Genomic DNA, 17,479 nt, shown 5'->3' with positions numbered 1-17,479 from the left:
TCGCCAACCACCTGGCCAAGCTGGCCGGATAGGGCGATCTTCTTGTTTTCATAATGCTCAATACTTCAGGAATTCATTTCATTATCCAAACGAGCCCCAAAAAACAGGGCTTTGTCAACAACCTGACGACTGAAGGGTTCAGTCGTCTTTTTCGTCCTCTCTGTGAGTACGTCGATAGACGTTTTTCTTATTTTAGAGACCTAACAAACCTCTCAGCTTCAGAGCATCTTCGTTCAGGTCATCAAGCTGTTCCAGGTAAGACAACAGAGCCTTGAGCAGCCCATTGGAGGCGGTACTCGCTGAGGTTTCCTGTCTCAGTTGGCCGATAATGTCCAAATATTCATGCCTGCTGCTATCGCCCATGTTCACACGCATAAGCTTCTCTTCCAGCCTCTCCAACAGGCCAGCAATCTGTTTCCCTTCCTGGAAGGGGTCCGCGTCTCTACTGCTGCCAAACCACCCTTCCAGGCCCCACAAGAAGGAAGGAGGCCCGCTCTGCTGGCGCATTCCGTTGATTAGTGAATCGGTGATGTAAAGAATAAAGTCGGCCAGCTTGTCGATGCTTTCCTGTTCCATACGGTCCCCGAATACACGAATATATTCAAAGGTGACACTCATTAAAATAAAGGTGATGTCCCATATGTGCTGCTCCAGGTCAGGGCCGTACACATCAAGCAGACAATCGTGAATCCAGCGAAAGATGCGCTTCTCATGCTCCTCCAGAGCTTGGTTCGTCTGCTCGTCATGCGTATTGGCCGGGAACGGACCTGCAATAAGCAGCATATGAGTTTTATTCCCAATAATATTGTTCAAATAGATTTTAATAAATTGAAAGAGCTTTTCTCTCGATGAAAGGCCAGCCTGACTGTACAATGCTTTAATACCTTTCTCGATTTCCTCTTCCATCTTGCTGCATGCGGCCAGAGGCAATTCATGCTTCCCCTGAAAATATTTATAAAAGGATGCCTTGGCGATCCCGCTTTCCTTGGCAATCTCCTCGACAGAGGTCGCAGCAAAGCCTTTTTTGGAGAAGAGCCGTATGGCTGCCTGTACAATGTCATCTCTCTTGTTATCCAAAATCGTATTCCTCCTAGGGCTTGCCGCTCAGGGCGCGTTACTGCTGCAAGTACCCGGTGTCAGAGACGTCAGGCTCCGCAGATGTCTTTGTTTCCTTGCGCAGCTCCCGTCTTAATTTATATTGCGCCATCAGCATATACAGGGATGGTACCACAAACAAGGTCAGGAGTGTAGAGAACAGGAGGCCGAAAATGATGGCATAAGCGAGTGGCTTAAATAGCAGGCTACCCAGCAGTGCGATCGGGAGCATCCCTACGATAGCTGTAAGGGATGTCAGCAGGATCGGGCGGAAACGGGCGGCTGTGGCCTGTATAACCGCTTCTTCCAGCTCTATGCCCTGATGTCGAGCGTCCTCAATAAATTCAATCATAACGATGCCGTTCCGCACGACGATACCCGCGAGCGCAATAATGCCCATAATACTCATGAACCCAACCGGCATACCGGTCAGGAAAATGCCAAGAATGCCGCCTGCCGCTGCCAGATAGACCGTTGTCATAATAATCAGCGGGATGGTGATGGAATAGAACTGAATCGTAATCAGAACCAATATTAAAAATACGACAATAATAGACAGCGTTCCTAAATCGGCAAAAATTTCACTTTGATCCGATGTTTCGCCTCCGATTTCCCAGGAATATCCTTCTGGAAACGAAATTGCAGCAAGCATGGTCTGCACATCGCCAGCCGCGTCTGCGGCCGTCCGTCCTTCCAGATCCGCCTCAACGGTAACCGTTCGCTCCAGATTGTAATGCTTAATTTGTTGGATGGTAAAAGACGGCTTAACTTCAACGAGCTGAGACAGCGGAATTTGTGCGCCGGTGGTGTTGGTTACACTAAGCTGTTGGAACAGCACATTCGGATCGGTAGTGTCCTGATTCAAGTACACCTTAATGTCAATAAGCTCCGAGCCGGTATCAAACAGGCTGGCATCCAATCCCTCATTAAGCAGCAGCAAAGTTTGAGTCAAGTCGGCATGGCTCACCTGATATTGATCCATAGCTTGCTGATTAACCTCAAGCTCCAGGGCGTAACGCTCGATCCCCATATCATCTGTAATTCCCGTTGTTCCGTCGATCGAAGCTATAGCTTCGCGCACTTGTTGAGTGAGTGCCTGCAACTGTTCGGTTTCTGTGCCTGAAATCCGAACGGAAACCGGCTTGCCGACCGGTATCCCGAGGCGTGGAATCCTTTCTGTGATCGTCACACCCGGATAGGTCTCTTCAAAGTAGCGGCTCCAAGCTTCGGGTGTCTCATCAAGATCAAAAATATGTTCTTTGCCTGCAACGCTGATTTGACCGTAAATGTCCCCTTCTGAAGGTGAGCCCCCGGTTAAATCGCTGTAGAGCTGTGGGGCACCACCCCCTGCTGCATATGCCACTTTCTCTGTCTCTGGCTGCTGTTGTATCCATCCGGCCATTTCCTGCACGACACGGTCTGTTTCTGCGAGGGAAGTCCCCACGGGCATCGTAACATTCATGGTCATATGCGGATCCTCAGACTCTGGAAAAAGCTCGATCGGTGTAAACAGGATCAGCCCGTACGCAGCCGTCCCGATAAGCAGCCCGGCGAGCCCGGTGAACAACGGCCTTTTCACGACTTTCGCCATGATTTTACCGGAGTAGAGATGAGTCAAAGATTGAATTTGACGGCCCAGCAGTCCGGCTGGTTTGGTCGTTCTGTCCTTGCGTTTGTGAAGCCTGCGCGTCTCGTACCATTCACGGAAGATGGGGATGATGGCAAGCGACATCAGCATGGAAGCCAGCATAGCCAGCGAAATCACGATGGGAATGGGTTTGATGAACACCCCTACATCCCCGCTGAGAAACAACAAGGGCGTAAATGCCGAGATAGTTGCCAGCGTAGCGGTTAATATGGATATGGCCACTTCCTTTGTACCGTTCACAGCAGCCTCCGCAGGAGTTTCTCCCAAATCGGTAAGCCTGCGCTCGATATTATCATTCACGACCACCGCGTCATCCACCAGAATACCAAGCACGATGATCAATCCGACAACCGAAATCTGATTCAGGGTGACGCCGAGCATCGGAAGAAAAATCATGGCTATGGCAACAGAGACGGGAATAGCCAAAGCGACAAAGGAAGAGGTAAGCAGATTCAAGCCCAGCGTACAAATGAGGATTACAGCCGCGATCGCCATCAGTGTCTCACGGGAGAGGTCGGCGAAGATCTCATCCACATTGTCCTGCTGTGCAAACAGGGTCACGAATTGCACGTCGTCTGGCAGCGTCTGCTTCAATTCGGCCAGCTTGGCGTTAACCCTTTCGTTCATAGAGCCGACATCTGTACCCGTTTCTGCGCCAAGCGCAATACGGATGGCCGGTTTGTCTGTCGCGTACGCATAATAATCGGCCTCTGCATGAGTGAGTTGAACGGTTCCTATATCACTGAGGTATACAGGAGAACCGGATTCGGTACGGGTGAACAGGAGTCTGTTCAACTGATCAGGATCTGAAGCTTCTTTTACAATCATTTGATAGGTCCGGTCATTATATTCCACGTCACCGGTCGGAACGAGGTCCATCCGGCCTTGCACGGCCTGCACAACCTGTCCCCAAGGGAGATGATACTGCTGGAGCTTCTGTGTATCGATGTCAATTCTGACCTCCTGTTCAGGCAGGCCTGAGATGGTCACATTAGATACCCCGTCCAGCGCCCCGAGCTGATCCTCCCAGGTGGTCATCAGACTGTTTAGGGCATACAGCGAATCTCTGGAATCGGCAATGATGGCATAGGAGCCAATAAATAAGCTGGCTAGATTGTCATTAATCACCGGCACTTCGGCGTCTTCGGGCAGATCAGGCTGCGCATCCTGGACCTTCTTGCGCATTTCATCCCAGACGGTTTCCGGGTCGGCGTTGTCCTCGGTTTCCACGAGTATGGACGAAAATCCATTGCCGGAAGTTGAGGTAATGTCACCTACCCCTTTAACCTCCTTGATCCGCTGCTCCAATTTTTTAGTTACGGTCTGCTCTACCTTCTGTGGTGCGGCTCCGGGATAAATGGTGGTTACCATAGCTTGTCTTACGACAACATCCGGCATTTCCTGGCGGGGGAGCTGCATGAAGCTAAAAGCCCCGACAAGAACCGCCATCAGGAAGAAGAGAATCGTAATTTTACGTTTCTTGACGAAGTAGGCGATCATTCGTTGTCGCCTCCCGTTGGCTGGAGCGTGTCTCCGTTAAATAGAGAGGAGCCCCCCTTTGTGACGACGTGGTCCCCCTCATTCAGGCCGGAAATGATCTGCAGCTTGTTGCCCGTCATTTGCCCGCCCAGCTCGACGGTTGTTTTAACGGCTTTGCCGTCAACCTCCCTGAATACATAAGGCTGGTCTCCTGTCTGAATGACCGCTTCAACCGGGACAAGTAAACCTTGTTTGCTTGAGAGCCCGCGCGCGGCTTTTACAACCTGGCCAGGCATCCAGTCATGTGCAGGATTAGGAATGACCACCTCGGCGTTGATCGTGCCTGTATTGGCATTTGTGGCTGCGTAGATGGCGGACACAGAGGCGGTACGGGTTTGACCATACAGACTAATGCTGACCTTTTGTCCCTTTTTCCATTCCTGAATTTCACTGTCCGGAACGGGGAGCAACACCTTTAACTGGTCTATGCTGCCGATCCGGTAGATCGTCTGGCCGGAAGCCACAAGTTCTCCGGGCTCGATCAGTTTTTCCAACACAACCCCGTCAAAAGGGACTGACAGCGTCGTGCGGGACAGAGCGAGCTCGGCCTGCTCTTTGGCGACCTTTGCCTTTTCGTAAGAGGCTTCCGCCTGCTCTTTGGAGGAACGGGCCTGCAGTTGTGCGGCTTCAGCGGCGGATTTGCCCGCTACTGCCTCTTTTAGGGCGGCTTCAGCGGTATCGGTATCCTCGGGAGTGGCTCCTTCTAGCAGCAGAGATAATGAATCGCGAGCAGTTTCAAGATCCTTTTCTGCGCTGATTAGCTGAAGCTGGGCATTTTCATAATCCGACGCTGAGGCAGCGCCTGCCTCATACAGTTGGCGAATGCGGTCGGCATCCGCTTTTATCTTTTCATAAGCGCTTTGCGCTTTGTCAACAGCGGCCTGGGCCTGAGCTTTCTCCTGTTTTCTTGCCCCCTTGTTGACTTTGCGTACGTTGGCCTGGGCACTTTCGACCTGAGCCTCTGCCGACGCAAGAGAGGAGGACGCCGAACGGATTCCCGCTTCCGCATTGGCGACTGCTGCTTGCATCTCCTGGATGGCCGCTTCTGCTTGGGCAAGCTGGAGCCGGTAATTGGACTGATCCAGTTGCGCGAGAATGCTCCCTTGGCTTACTGCGGCACCTGCTGCAGGAGAAGCGGCCGTGACACGCCCCCCGTTTTCAAAAGAAAGCGCCCGCTCCTCATAGGCTTGCAGCGTTCCGGAAAGGTCGTAGACCGTGTTCAGGGGTTCTTGTTTGACCACCATGGTATCTACAAAGGTGCCGTTGGCCTCCACTGCCGCATCCGAAGCGGGCTGTTCCGCCGAGCACCCGACCGTAGCGATAGCGATAGCGAGTAAAGCTGGCAGTAGAAATGGGAATTTATTTTGGTTCATTCTGAATGGCTTCCTCCCTGTAAATAACATTTGAACTTATTAGTATAATTTGAACTTATAAGTTCAAATCGATTATAGAAGGAGGACATGGGCCTGTCAATATATAAGTGGGTTGGATTACCAGACAGACATTTGCCCAGGAAAATTAGGACAAGTCCGTAACTTTTCTCTATTTTTTCAGTCTATTATTACTAGGAAGCAGTTTTCACAGGATGAACCTATTTCAAATAAGCATGAAGATGGGAGAGTTTATAACTAAATGGTTTTGCGTCGCACCAAACAAACGGGCAATGGGACGGGCAGCGGAAAAAGATTGGCGATTCTATCGCTTGCAGGCATATTGTGGGTTGGACCGGTCATCGGAGGGAGCGGCTTTACGCCGTTCAATTGGACAGGGGGCTCTGTAGCCAGCGCCGCATCCGCGGTTAAGCTTGGTGAAGAGATCCTTACTTCGGGTGCCATTTTGATGAAATACCGGTACAGCACCTCATCAGGAACGGCTTTGGCGGATGTTGTTCGAGTGGATTTGGACAATCCGAATGTGAAGCTGGATGTTATGACAGGTCAGGGAGGCCAGTTCACAACACGGCAAAGCACGGAAGGCATGGCTGAAGAAACTGGAGCCGTGGCAGGAATTAATGGCGATTATTTCAACACCTCACGTGAGGGTGCACCGATCGGCGGGCAGGTATCTGATGGAGAACTAATGTCCACACCTTCCGATCTGTCGGGAATGTATGCTTTTGCCGTGACGAAGGACGGCACCCCAATGGTTGAGCAGTTTACATTTGAAGGAAGCGTTACGGCGGAAGACGGTTCGTCGTTTGAGCTCGCCGGGATCAATAAAGTGGCTTATACGCCTGAGTCAACAGGCGGCACTTACAGCCATTCGAATGCGGCCTATATTTATACCTCTGCATGGAAGGCGCTTGAACGGCCGAAGAACAGTTCGACGACGCCGACGGAGGTATTGGTCGAGAATGGGGTCGTTACCCAAATCTCGGCGAATGCCGCGCTGCAGGTGGCTGTACCTGAGAACGGTTATATTCTGCGTACACACGGCAAGGCTGCGGATTTTGTGAAACAGCATTTGGCCGTAGGCCAGTCGATTACGACTGATTATAAGCTGCGCGTAAAATCGAGCGGCAAAGAGGTTGATCCTTCAACTCTGCAAATGATGATCGGCGGTCATACCATACTGGTTAACGATGGCAAGGCATCTTCCTTTTCCCGCAGCGTATCCAGTATAGGAGGAACCCGTGCACGCACGGCTCTAGGGTATTCCAAAGATAATCGGTATGTTTATTTGATAGCTGTGCAGAAGAACAGCAGCAGTGTGGGCATGTCGCTTAACGAGCTGCAGTCGTTCATGACCAGCATCGGCGTATGGAAGGGCTTGAATTTGGATGGCGGCGGTTCCACGACCCTGGTCACCCGCGATCTCGGCAATACTAAGCCTGATTTGACGTTCAACACGGAATACGGTACGCAGCAGCGCAGTGTGGTCAACGGAGTGGGTGTCTACTCGGAGGCTCCAAAAGGGACACTGAAGGGCTTCACGGTTGGTGGAAGCAAAACGCTGTTGATCGGCCAAACAGGAAGTTACACGTTAAAAGGCTACGATACGTATTACAATCCTTATAATATCGGAAATACGACCGTTACTTGGTCATCGAGCAATCCGGCAGTGGTTTCGGCCAGCGGCGGAACCGTCAAAGGAGTGAAGACAGGGACGGCAACCCTGACGGCCAAGAGCGGCTCCGCTACAGCGACCATGAAGGTAACCGTGCTGGGAGCGGAAGGCATCTCTTCCCTGACGGCAGGCAGTGGCACGGGCTCGCTCAGTAAAGGAACAACCGTATCCATCCCGGTAACGGCCAAAACGACGGACGGACAAAGTGTAAGCATTTCCGCCGACGCGTTGAAATGGGAATTTATCGGCTTTAAAGGCAGTGTGAAAGGGAACGAGCTGACAGTATTCTCTGTAGACTCCGGGGCTGAAGTCGGATATGCCATCGGCCGTTATGATGGATTCAGCACGGTGGTTACTCTGACAGCGGATGGCGGAAGCAGCATGTGGGAGGATTTTGAAAATGCTGGCTACGAGGTGAGCTTCACCACCAATGCCCAGGGGGTAACCGGTGCAGCTTCCATCACGGCAGGCAGCGGTGAGAAGGCGGGCTCGAAGGTTCTTCAACTGGACTACGACATGACGGGTGGATCGGGCAAAATGTACGCCTATGCCGAACTGAACGGCACTTCCGGCAAAACCATTCAAAGCCCGGCAACAGCCATTTCGATGGATGTGCTCGGCGACAAGAGTCTCAATTGGCTTCGTGCTGAGATTACGGATGCCGACGGCGACACGGTATATGTTGATCTGGCCAAGGCGATTGACTGGAACGGCTGGAAATCGTTGAGTGCAGACCTGAGCGGGCTGAATATTGCTTATCCTGCGAAGCTGAAGCGTCTGTACGTCGTCAATGTGGAGGAAGGACAGGATGAGCGGGCCAAAACAGGAAGCGTGGCTGTTGATAACATAGCGTTAAATGCTCCTGGGACGATAAGCGACAATGGCCTCAAAACCGGAACGGTTCAGATGAGTATCGGCCAAAAGTCAATGACCGTGAACAGCAGCAAGACGGCAATTGACGCCGCCCCAATTACCCGTAACGGCTCTACCTATGTACCAATTAAATACATTCTGGATGCGTTTGGCGGACAAGCGCAGTGGAATGCCTCAGCCCAGCGCGTGACGGTTATTCGCGGCGCAGTGCTGATGGATCTTACCGTAGGAGAAAAGCAGTTTGTCCTGAACGGAAAACGTATGAATGCCGATGTGGCTCCATTGGTTCTGGATGGTAGGACTTTGGTCCCATTAAGACTAGTGTCTGAGCAGCTAGGACTTACTGTAAAATGGGAACAGAAAACTAAGACCGTTACGATCCAATCATGATATGGTATGATATATACCTGAAATGCTAGGATTGGAGATTAAAATTCGTGGATTTTCAAGCCGATGTCATAGACCGAGTCATCAAGAACGCCATCCAGGTGATGGAGAAGAGCAAGTACCAAATGTTCGAAGTATTGGATTCGGCGCGGACTGAACTAATTAATTTGAACCAGGAATTGCAGGCGGTGCTTAAGGAAACGGCCGAGACGATTGAGAAGGTCGATCAACTGGAGATGAATTACCGGCGCTCGCGGATCCGGCTGACGGAAGTCAGCCGGGATTTTGTCCGTTATACGGAAGAGGATATCAAAACGGCTTATGAAAAGGCGACACAACTGCAGCTAGACCTGATGATCTACCGTGAAAAAGAGATGTATCTCAAAGCGAGAAGGGATGATCTCCAGAAGCGGGCGAAGAGTGTCGAAGCATCGGTGGAACGGGCGGAAACGATCGGCTCGCAAATGGGTGTGGTGCTGGAGTATCTGTCAGGGGAGTTGGGGCAGGTGACCCGGATTATTGAATCTGCTAAGAATCGACAACTTATTGGTTTGAAAATTATTCTGGCCCAGGAAGAAGAGCGCAAGCGAATTTCGCGCGAAATACACGACGGACCTGCACAACTGCTCGCTCATCTAGTGCTTAGGACGGAAATTGTTGAAAGAATGATTGCAAAGCAGGAATTCAAGATGGTACAGGACGAAATAATAGATTTGAAGAGACAGGTCCGTTCCAGCCTCGAAGAAATGCGAAAGGTCATTTTCAATTTGCGTCCGATGGCGCTGGATGATTTGGGTCTTATTCCTACGCTGCGGAAGTATGTTCAGGACTTTGAGGAAAAGACGAAAATAAGAGCGATCTTTGAAACGAGGGGGAAGGAACACCGTCTCTCTTCCGCGATGGAAGCGGCCATTTACCGTTTGATCCAAGAAGGCCTCACCAATGCCGCAAAACATGCCTATCCAACTTACGTTCTGGTAGAGATCACTTACCAGGCGCAACTGGTAAAAATAGTTGTGCAGGATAACGGACTGGGATTCAAACCTGAGTTATTCGAACAAAAGGGCAAAGATCATAATCATTTTGGCTTGATTGGCATGCGAGAAAGGGTTGAACTGCTCGAAGGGAGAATGGAGATCGAGTCTGCAGAGAACGAAGGGACGAAGATCGTCATTCATATCCCGACCAACGTGGAGAAGGGAAAGGAGTAACAGGATGGAAAACCATGACAGCAGAGCTGCAGCAATTAAGGTCCTCTTGGCTGATGATCATCAGTTGTTTCGAGAGGGACTGAAGCGTATTTTGAATATGGAAGAGGATATCGAGGTTATCGGAGAATGCGGTGACGGAATTCAGGTGCTCGAGTTTTGCAACGAGGAGAAACCTGACATCGTGCTCATGGATATTAATATGCCTGTCGAGAACGGTGTTGAGGCTACCGAGAAGCTGCGCGAGATGTTCCCGGAAGTGAAAGTCATCATTTTGTCGATCCACGATGATGAAAGCTATGTTTTTGAGACGCTTCGTAAAGGAGCCAATGGCTATCTGCTGAAGGACATGGAGGCGGAGTCACTGATCAATGCGATCCGTTCCGTACATGAAGGGTATGCGTTTATTCATCCGAAGGTTACAGGCAAGCTGATTCAGCAACTGCGCCGGATGACTTATCTGAACGAAACAGGCGCTATGTCTGAAGGGCATTCCGCTGAAGCCGGAGTGAAGTTTGTGGCGGGCGAGAACAATCCGCTGACACGCCGCGAAGCTGAAGTTCTGCGTCTGATGGCGGAAGGCAAGAGCAACAAGATGATTGGTGAATATCTCTTTATCAGTGAGAAGACGGTGAAAAACCACGTCAGCAGTATTTTGCAGAAGATGGAGGTCGATGACCGCACTCAAGCGGTAATCAATTCCATCAAATACGGCTGGGTTACTCTATAATCGGCCAGGCTGCTAGGCTGTCACTCCTTCCTGCATACCGGCATATATTGTCGCTATGAGGAGGTGGGGCTTCCATGGCAATTCAACTGGCATGGATTCTGCTTGTGTACGGTCTGGCGGCCGCCGTGGTTCGTTTGCTTTATATACGGCATGCGACCGAATTGCTGACAGGGCATCAGAAACGTCCTGATCAAAGGCGCATTCATTATATTCTGATTACGTCCAACCATGAGCTGTGGGTGGAGTGGGTAATCAGAGTACTAACAGTATATTCCTATTTGCTGGGCAGACATCTGCGCATATCGGTCATAGATGATCAGTCGGAAGACCATACGGTGCGTATTTTGGAACGGTTGGGTCGTAGGGGTGGATTTGAGCTGGCTGTAATTTCAAGCCCATTAAGTGTGGAGCCCTCTACGATGGAAGCAGAGGCAGGGGAAGCCCGGGCAGTGCTCGACCTGAGAACGATGAAGCCTACCGATAAAATCCCGTTTGTTCGTTGATCCGTTATGGCGGTCTGTCTTCTTAGAATGTACGTCGATAGACGTTTTTCTTATATGATTTTACGAGTTATAGATGAATAACGTGAATGAGTGAAGCACACTTTTTGCCGTTTGGCATGGAGGGGTGCTTTTTTGCTGTAGTGCGTCTGCAATGTCCTTTTCTGTACTGGACTATGGGGCGAAGGGTCACGGATCTATCTTCAGAAGAAGAATTTCTACGATTCGCTGCTTAGGTAAGGCGGGTTTTTGGATAGCAGGTTATATGTAGATTAAGAATGATTTAGGTGTTAAAAGACTTAGCTGCTTAATGACTTATATTATAAACTTTTAGCTAAGTTAATTTGTTAAAAGCGTGAAGCACACGCCGTTGCCATTGGGTCGGTATGTGCTTTTTTGTGCTGCTCGAAAAAAATAGGGGAGGGTAAAGCATTGAAAGTGGCTGTGTATGTGCTTCGAAACCGTAAAGGCTGGGAAATCAATCTCTCACTTGATCTGGAGGTTGATCAATTGTGGCGGGAGTTTAGTCCACAGGAGGAGGGGGATTTGAATGCAGGAGGGGGGATTTTGCTGGGCTCAGCATTTCCGCTTCCGTGGGCATTTAAGCTGTGCCGCAGTTTTCGCAGCCAGCCGGTTATGGATTCTTGGACGTTGCAAAGGTGGGGGGAGTATACTGCTGCCCGGCTGCATGAGGACCTCGCTGCTGAACTGCCCCGCGTGAACGGAGCTGGTTTGGAAAGGGAAAGGGCGTTGGGGCGTGTAAACCGCTGGAATGATGGACAAGGCCGTAGCGGAGATGGGATAGCCGTAGCAGAAGGGGAAGGAGTGTTAGTCTGGCAGAAGCTGCAGCGAGGGGCAGACGAGCTTGCCGGATTGCTGGCCGGCAGGAAGCTGCTCGTGCCCGAGCTGGAGGCGCTGCTGGCGGAGGCAGCGCCAGCCTTGGTCGCAAGCTGGCGTGCCGCCGCCCAGCTTGCGCATCTCCAGGGCCGGCTCGGCTTTGCCGCCGGCCTGTCGCCTGCGCCGCACGCTTCGCGAGCGCGGCGCAGTGGGCTGTGCTGCCGACGCTGCGGCAGCGTAGCCGGGGCCCGCACGGCCTGTGCGTCGTGCGGGCTGGCGGGCTGCGCCTACTGCGAGGCCTGCCTCGCGCTGGGGCGCAGCCGCGCTTGCTCGCTGCTGCTTCATGCAGCAGCAGCGGTGCCGGCCATGCGTAGCCAGGCCGGCGACCCCGCCCCCACCGCCGCGCTGGAGCGGTGGGGGCTAAGCCCGGCGCAGCGGGCCGCCACCGAAGCGGCGCTGCGCTTTCTGGCCGCGCCGGCTGTGCGCGCGGCAGCCAGGCCCGCTGCGCCCGCGTGGCTGCAGCGGCTGTGGGCGGCTTCCGGCCAGCCGCCTCACACTGACCGTCGCTTCCTGCTATGGGCCGTAACGGGTGCCGGCAAGACCGAAATGATTTTTCCGCTGTTGGATGAGGTCATCCAGCGGGGCGGCAGCGCGCTGGTTGCGTCACCGCGCCGGGATGTTGTGCTGGAGCTTGCGCCTCGCTTGGCCAAGGCTTTTCCCGATGTTGAAATGGCTCTCCTTTATGGCGGCAGTCCCGAACGCTGGAAGAAAGGAAAGCTGACGCTGGCTACAACACACCAACTACTGCGGTTTCATCAGGCGTTTGACCTTGTTATTGTGGATGAAATTGACGCTTTTCCCTATCACAATGACCCTATGCTTGCATTTGCGGCGGAGCAGGCATGTCTTACAAGCGGCAAATTCATCTATCTGTCGGCCACGCCGCCTGCCGCGCTGCAGCGGGAAGCTAGGCAGGGCAAGCTGGCACATGCCCGAGTGCCGGTACGCTTCCATCGCTATCCGCTCCCTGTTCCCGTCAGGCTGGTAGGGGCTTCTCTAAGCCGCTGCCTGCAACAGCGGAGGCTCCCATCCTCCCTGCTTTCACGGCTTCAAGAATCTCTCACCCGAGGTGCGCAGGTTTTCCTGTTTGCCACGCGCATCTCACAGATCGATCCTCTGGTAAAGCTGCTGGCCGATTGCTTTCCTGATGTGAGAGTGGCAGGCACTTCTTCCCAGGACCCCGACCGGAGCGCCAAAGTCAGCGCCTTTCGGAATACGGATATCCGACTACTGGTAACAACGACGATATTGGAACGGGGAGTTACGGTCCCCAGGAGTGATGTCTACATCCTGGATGCAAATGACACTTTGTTTGACGAGGCTTCACTTGTACAAATGGCTGGTAGAGCAGGACGTTCCAAGGATGATCCCAAAGGGAAGGTCGTTTTTGTCTCACCTGAATGGACGAAGGGGCAAAAACAAGCGATAGCCCATATCCGTTCCATGAATGCATTGGCATCCAAGCTTGGCTATTTAAGGTGAATCTAGTGTAGCTGGTACTACTGCTTATGATCTATCCGAATTCATGAAGGAGGTATACACATGCCTGTTGTTACCTTGGCATCCATTGGCCGCCATCTATTGGAACTGCTGAAGCCCCCGGTCGAACGCTGTCTCACCTGCGGAGGCCGTGCCGTATTAAACGCCGGACTACCCGGTATATGCAGCCGCTGCGCACAGCGAATTCCATGGATCGGCAGAATCCGTTGCAACTGCTGCGGCCGCCCTGTAGGCTGCCCGGATTGCTTGCGGCCGGACCGCGTGAACCGGGCCTTCGTCTGCAACCGGAGTGCTGTTGCTTATACGGCCGAAATGAAAGAATGGATTTCATGGTATAAATACAGGGGGGAAGAAAGATATGAGCCTTTGCTGGCTGCTATGCTGGGCAGGGCTTATACAGCCATGCAGTCAGAGCTCACGTTCCGGAATCAGGGGACGCGTGCCCGTGAATCTACAAGCTTTCCCCGGTTATTCGCGAAGAAATGGAGCGGGCATAAGAAAGAGTGGTGGCAGGCTGATCTCATGACCTGTGTGCCGGTAAGTGAGGCGAGATTGGCGGACCGCGGGTTTAATCAGGCGGAAAGGCTGGCTGTGCTCTTGGCTGCCGACAGTCAGGTTCCTTTTTGTCCGCTGCTTGTCAGAAACCGGGATACGGGCAAGCAAAGCTTTAAATCCCGCAGCGAGCGAGGTGAGTCCATGAAGGCCGCCTTCTCGGTATTGCCTGGCATCGGGGATCGGCTGTGGGAGGTGAGGGAGTATCGCAAGGGCTCTTCTTTACCAAATCCTCCGCTGCGTGTATTGCTGGTTGATGATATTTACACCACCGGGAGCACGCTTGAGGCGTGCAGCCGTGTACTCCGCAGTGAAGGTGAGGCGGTCGGGCTGAAGATTGAAGTGTATGGACTTACCTGGGCCAGATCCTGATGCGGGTGATTAAAATGCTGCAGTCAGATGCCGATATATTCACTAAGGGAAGAACAATGCACGTTCACGCAAAATATGCTGAAAACGGCCAAGCCCCACTAGACGAATGATCCGCATATCATGTACTCTGGAAGTACTAGAGTTGCATGTGTCGGAAATGAGAGGAGCAATAGAGCGGATGAATATTGATAACTGCCCTCGTTGCGGCAAGCTGTACGCGGTTAATATCCGGGAATTATGCTTTAATTGCATTAAAGACATTGAAAAAGAATATGAAATATGCGTGCAATATCTACGCGATAACAAGGGTGCCGATATCCAGGAACTGTCTGAAGCGACGGAAGTGAGCATCAAGCAAATCACCAAGTTTATCCGTGAAGGGCGTATTTCCGTTGTGAACGCGCCCAACCTGACGTATCCGTGCGAGGTGTGTGGAACCCTGATTCGTGAAGGCCACATGTGTGAATCCTGCAGAACACGACTTACGAAGGAGCTGACGGAAGCGACACGCAATGATAACGCACGGGACCAGGGGCATAACATGGGCTCGTCTACCTACAGCGCTATCGACAAGAAACGGACTTTCTAGTACAGTAGAATTAAAAACATTTAAAGCTATTCAAAATGCTTTGTAAACCGCCGATAATCTTAATTAGAGCTTATCGGTTTTTTCATTTTCTCGATAAATTTGCATTTAAAATATTGAAATATTAAGGAAGGTGGAAGTTAAGTTATGAAAATTAACGAGACCAACCGTATCGGTGCCATTAATCCATATCAGCGGAATATCGAAGCTAACGTTCAAGAAAACCAGAAGAAAAGCCAGCGCAAGGACGAGGTATCCATCTCAGCAGAGGCCATGGAAATGCTGCAGCGCAGCAGCAACACAGACCGGGCCAACCGAATCCAGGAATTGAAGCAGCAGGTCGCTTCGGGCACGTACAAAGTGGATGCGGACAAACTTGCGGAGAAGCTGATGCCTTATTTCAAGTCGACTGATGTGGACTAAGGAATTATGGCCATGACAGCACTGGACAAATTAATTGCCGTATTGGAACAACTGGAGCAAAGTCACAGCGAGATGCTGGATTTGAGCCAATGGAAACGTCAGGCTATCGTGAACAATGAGGTTGATGAACTAATCAAAATTCTGAATAAGGAATCCAGATTCATGAAACAACTGGAGTCATTGGAGAAGGCGAGAATGGATTCTGTTCATGAATTCCTGCAGGAGCGTGGTATTAAATCGTTACTCAACCTAAGCATTACCGAACTGTCCAGGCTGGTTTTTGATCACGATGACAAGCAACGACTGTTTGACATTCAACAGAAGTTATCTTCAACTTTGCAGGAACTCAAGCGGTTGAATGAACTTAATCAGAAGCTGATTGAACAGTCCATCATGTTCCTTGATCTCTCTATGGAGATGTTCAGTATGAGACCGGAGCAAGAGGCTACCTATAAGCATCCTTCTCAGGCGGGGGGCGCAGTTGGAAGAACGGGCCTTTTTGATGCTCGGGGATGACAAAATAACGAGGAGGACGCAATATGGCATCTACATTTCATTCCATAGAGACCGCCAAACGTGGTGTAATGACCCAGACGACGGCATTGAGCACAACGGGTCACAATGTGGCGAATGCTAATACAGAGGGCTACTCCAGGCAGCGGGTCAACATGCAGGCCTCCATTCCGATGGAGCCCTTGGCGTTTTTGCGCAGTACGGCGCCAGGCCAGCTCGGCACAGGGGTAGAGTTCAGCTCTATCACTCGTGTACGCGAGAAATTTCTTGATGATCAGTACCGCAATGAGAATACGAGCCTGGGGAACTGGACCGTGCAGAAGGATACGCTGGAGAAGCTGGAAGCGATCGTAAACGAGCCGTCCGATACCGGGCTTCGTACCGTAATGGATAATTTTTTCAATGCCTGGTCGGACCTCAGTAAAAATCCTGAGGATGTTACGGCACGTACCGTTTTAAAGGAAAGAACGATAGCTCTGACCGATTCGATGAACCAGATTAGCCGCCAGCTTAACGCCCTGAGCCAGGACTTGAATACGAATATTAATATTAAGGCACAGGAAGTACAGGGATACTTGACGAACATTGCCAACTTGAACGATTCCATCACCAAAATTGAGTCGCTTGGGGATAACGCCAACGATTTGCGGGATCAGCGCGACTTGCTGACAGATAAACTATCCAAAATTATCAACATTACAGTAACTGACACGGCACAGGGCTATCAAATTCAAATGAACGGGCAAAATCTTGTAACAGGTAATGCTGTTGGCACCGCAGTGGATGGGGCGTTTCTGACAGGGGCTTTCCAGGGAGGGACCCTGACGGACGGAGAAGTATACGGCATGATTCGCTCCAAGGATGTGCTGGTAAGGGATTATCAAAGACAAATGGATGAGCTGGCCAATACGCTTGCTAATGGAGATATGGAGATTACCATTCCGGCGGGCTCTATTTTGCCTGATAATACAGTCTTGAATGACGTTACCTACACAGGAACGGCCCGCACATTGACTGCTGATTTGAAAGTGACCGTAAAAGGCTTAAATGGTCTGCACCAGTTAGGCTACGGGCTGGACGGCACGACTGCGGCTGGGCTGCCGTTCTTTACAGCTTCTGGCGGTGCAGCAACGATTACAGCGGGAAATATTTCGATGAACGCTGCGATTCAGGCAGATCCTAAAAAAATCGCCGCTTCTCTGCGGACAACGACCAGCTCTGACAAGGAAGACGTAGTTGCAGGGAATAACACCTTGGCCAATCTGATGGCTAATATAAAAAACACACCAATCAAGTCGATTGATGGTCTGCGCAATGCCCCTATTGGAGCCCAATTCAGCGCTATTGTCGGGCAATTGGGGGTTCAATCCCAGGAAGCGGCACGCCAGGCTGCCAATCAGGAAGTGCTCGTGCAGCAGGTGGAAACTCGCCGCCAGTCAGTCAGTGGCGTGTCGCTGGATGAAGAAATGTCGAATATGATCAAGTTCCAGCACGCTTACACGGCCTCTGCACGATTCATGACGACCTTCGACGAGTTGCTTGATAAATTGATTAATTCTACGGGAGTCGTGGGCAGATAGCCTGCGGGAG

The 17,479-nt window shown here is 51.5% G+C and carries 13 protein-coding genes; 10 read left to right on the top strand and 3 right to left on the bottom strand.

Going from position 1 to position 17,479, the window contains the following annotated elements; all coding sequences use genetic code 11:
* Nucleotides 1–192: 192 nt before the first annotated feature.
* The 3 genes from OIN60_RS17900 to OIN60_RS17890 are packed head-to-tail and all read right to left on the bottom strand — an operon-like array spanning nt 193 to nt 5,655.
* Entirely contained in the window at nt 193–1,077 is an 885-nt protein-coding gene (locus OIN60_RS17900; protein WP_305756235.1) for a TetR/AcrR family transcriptional regulator, read from the bottom strand.
* A gap of 37 nt (nt 1,078–1,114) precedes the next feature.
* Nucleotides 1,115–4,243, bottom strand: coding sequence for an efflux RND transporter permease subunit (locus OIN60_RS17895; RefSeq protein ID WP_305756234.1), 3,129 nt, complete (start codon nt 4,241–4,243; stop codon nt 1,115–1,117).
* Nucleotides 4,240–5,655 carry an efflux RND transporter periplasmic adaptor subunit gene (locus OIN60_RS17890; protein WP_305756233.1) on the bottom strand — a complete coding sequence of 472 codons (1,416 nt, stop codon included), beginning with the start codon at nt 5,653–5,655 and terminating at the stop codon, nt 4,240–4,242. The genes OIN60_RS17895 and OIN60_RS17890 overlap by 4 nt, the downstream gene beginning before the upstream one ends.
* Before the next feature lie 259 nt (nt 5,656–5,914).
* Between OIN60_RS17890 and OIN60_RS17885 the strand changes: the two genes are divergently transcribed.
* The 10 genes from OIN60_RS17885 to flgK all read left to right on the top strand — a co-directional run bounded on the left by OIN60_RS17885 (nt 5,915) and on the right by flgK (nt 17,469).
* On the top strand, nt 5,915–8,611 hold the full coding sequence (locus tag OIN60_RS17885; protein ID WP_305756232.1) for a stalk domain-containing protein: 2,697 nt from the start codon (nt 5,915–5,917) through the stop codon (nt 8,609–8,611).
* 47 nt (nt 8,612–8,658) lie between these two features.
* Nucleotides 8,659–9,819, top strand: a complete 1,161-nt coding sequence (locus OIN60_RS17880; RefSeq protein ID WP_305756231.1) for a sensor histidine kinase — start codon at nt 8,659–8,661, stop codon at nt 9,817–9,819.
* Between the two features lie 4 nt (nt 9,820–9,823).
* Nucleotides 9,824–10,546: a response regulator transcription factor gene (locus OIN60_RS17875; RefSeq protein WP_305756230.1), complete on the top strand. Its 723-nt coding sequence runs from the start codon at nt 9,824–9,826 to the stop codon at nt 10,544–10,546.
* A 74-nt stretch (nt 10,547–10,620) separates the two neighbouring features.
* Entirely contained in the window at nt 10,621–11,049 is a 429-nt protein-coding gene (locus OIN60_RS17870) for a hypothetical protein (protein ID WP_305756229.1), read from the top strand.
* A 429-nt stretch (nt 11,050–11,478) separates the two neighbouring features.
* Entirely contained in the window at nt 11,479–13,425 is a 1,947-nt protein-coding gene (locus OIN60_RS17865) for an ATP-dependent helicase ComFA (RefSeq protein WP_305756228.1), read from the top strand.
* Between the two features lie 60 nt (nt 13,426–13,485).
* A complete protein-coding gene (locus OIN60_RS17860; RefSeq protein ID WP_305756227.1) occupies nt 13,486–14,367 on the top strand; it encodes a ComFC family protein in 882 nt (293 codons plus the stop codon).
* A gap of 178 nt (nt 14,368–14,545) precedes the next feature.
* The gene (locus OIN60_RS17855) at nt 14,546–14,956 is read left to right on the top strand and encodes a TIGR03826 family flagellar region protein (RefSeq protein WP_305756226.1); all 411 of its coding nucleotides are present in this window, start codon (nt 14,546–14,548) and stop codon (nt 14,954–14,956) included.
* A gap of 144 nt (nt 14,957–15,100) precedes the next feature.
* On the top strand, nt 15,101–15,376 hold the full coding sequence (gene flgM, locus OIN60_RS17850) for a flagellar biosynthesis anti-sigma factor FlgM (protein ID WP_305756225.1): 276 nt from the start codon (nt 15,101–15,103) through the stop codon (nt 15,374–15,376).
* A 12-nt stretch (nt 15,377–15,388) separates the two neighbouring features.
* Nucleotides 15,389–15,892 carry a flagellar protein FlgN gene (locus OIN60_RS17845; RefSeq protein WP_305756224.1) on the top strand — a complete coding sequence of 168 codons (504 nt, stop codon included), beginning with the start codon at nt 15,389–15,391 and terminating at the stop codon, nt 15,890–15,892.
* A gap of 23 nt (nt 15,893–15,915) precedes the next feature.
* Nucleotides 15,916–17,469, top strand: coding sequence for a flagellar hook-associated protein FlgK (flgK, locus tag OIN60_RS17840; RefSeq protein WP_305756223.1), 1,554 nt, complete (start codon nt 15,916–15,918; stop codon nt 17,467–17,469).
* Nucleotides 17,470–17,479 lie beyond the last annotated feature (10 nt).

The sequence above is a fragment of the Paenibacillus zeirhizosphaerae genome (assembly GCF_030705605.1).
Taxonomy (GTDB): Bacteria; Bacillota; Bacilli; order Paenibacillales; family Paenibacillaceae; genus Paenibacillus; species Paenibacillus zeirhizosphaerae.
The sequence above is the reverse complement of the archived record's forward strand: the minus strand, read 5'-3'. Positions and strand labels throughout refer to the sequence as shown.